This window comes from Spirillospora sp. NPDC049652 (genome assembly GCF_040675125.1).
Lineage (GTDB): Bacteria > Actinomycetota > Actinomycetes > Streptosporangiales > Streptosporangiaceae > Spirillospora.
Window position 1 is genome coordinate 1 of the sequence record NZ_JBFAOF010001364.1, and the last position, 1483, is coordinate 1483.

Genomic DNA, 1483 nt, shown 5'->3' on the forward strand with positions numbered 1-1483 from the left:
CGGCGGCCTTGGCCACCGCGTCCACGGACACGCGCGTCACCGCCGCGCCGGACAGGTGCTCACGTGCCGCCGAGAGGACGCGGCGACGGGTCTCCTCGGCCGCGGCGGTCCGCCGGTCCGAGCGGTAGGGACGGGGCGACATCCTTGACCGGCCTCCATATTAGATTTACTGTCTGTCCAACGAATTCTATCGGAAAGCAGGCCGGCAGTGAACACCTCGACCACCCGTCCCCTGGACGGCCGCGTGACGATCGTGACCGGAGCGAGCCGCGGCATCGGCGCGGCCACCGCCCGCGCCCTCCACCGCGCCGGCTCCGCCGTCGTCCTCGCCGCCCGCGACGCGGACGCCCTGAAGGCCCTGGCCGCCGAGATCGCCGACGACGGAGGACGCGCGCTCGCCGTCCCGACCGACGTGACCGACGCCGGCTCCGTCGACCGGCTCGTCCAGGAGACCCTCGACACCTACGGACGCCTCGACGCCGCCTGCAACAACGCCGCGGGCGGAGGCCACCCGCCCACCCCGCTCGCGGACGTCGCCGTCGAGGACTTCGACAGCGCCCTGACCGTCAACCTGCGCGGCGTCTTCCTCGCCATGCGCGCCGAGATCCCCGCGATGCTCGAATCAGGCGGGGGAGCCATCGTGAACATGTCGTCCACCGCGGGTCTCCAGGCCGTCGGTGGACTCGCCGGATACGTCTCCAGCAAGTTCGGCCTCGTCGGCCTCACCCAGACCGCGGCCCTCGACTACGCGGACGCCGGGGTCCGAGTGAACGCGCTGGCACCCGGCCCGATCCTCACCGAGCAGCTGGAACGCGCGGGGGAGCAGGCCCAGGCGGCGGCCGCCCAGGCGATGCCCATGCGCCGCATCGGCGCGCCGGACGAGGTGGCGGAAGCCGTCGTCTGGCTCTGCTCGGACGCGGCGTCCTTCATCACCGGCGCCGTCCTGCCGATCGACGGAGGCAAGCTCGCGGGCATGGCTCCCTTCAGCCGCATGCGAGCCGCGAAGACCCCCGCCGCCGGCTGAAGCCGGTGCGCCGGACCGCACGCGACGCCTCGATTTGACGACCCCTCGGGGAGTACCTAGTGTTCTTCCTGCCCCGAGGGGATGCGGGACGCCGAGAGGCGGACGGCCCCGGGGAGACCACCGAGGAAAAACCGTTCGAAGCACTCTTCGGACCGCGTTACTCTGGTGTGGTCAGCCCGGAACGGGATGCAGGACGCCGACAAGGTGGCCGGCCCGAGGGACTCCACTGAAGATCACGTCAGACGACGTCGAGTCGTCTGCGTCCTCATGCGGTGGACGGGCAGCTCTGAAGATCGGTTCGAAAGAGCCGGTTGACAAGAGTGAAGATCCCGGTAAGATTGAAGGGTTGCCCCGGAGCGAGGCCCGCGAGAGCGGGTGGAGCGCGGTGGGTGTCCGTTTCTTGAGAACTCAACAGCGTGTTAAAAGCCAGTGCCTTTATAGATCAGGCAAGGCCTGATC

1 protein-coding gene is annotated in these 1483 nt (G+C 70.1%); it reads left to right on the forward strand.

What is annotated here, in order from left to right:
- Positions 1–208: 208 nt before the first annotated feature.
- Positions 209–1024, forward strand: a complete 816-nt coding sequence (locus tag AB0J52_RS40230) for an SDR family NAD(P)-dependent oxidoreductase (RefSeq protein ID WP_500188448.1) — start codon at positions 209–211, stop codon at positions 1022–1024.
- Positions 1025–1483: the final 459 nt, after the last annotated feature.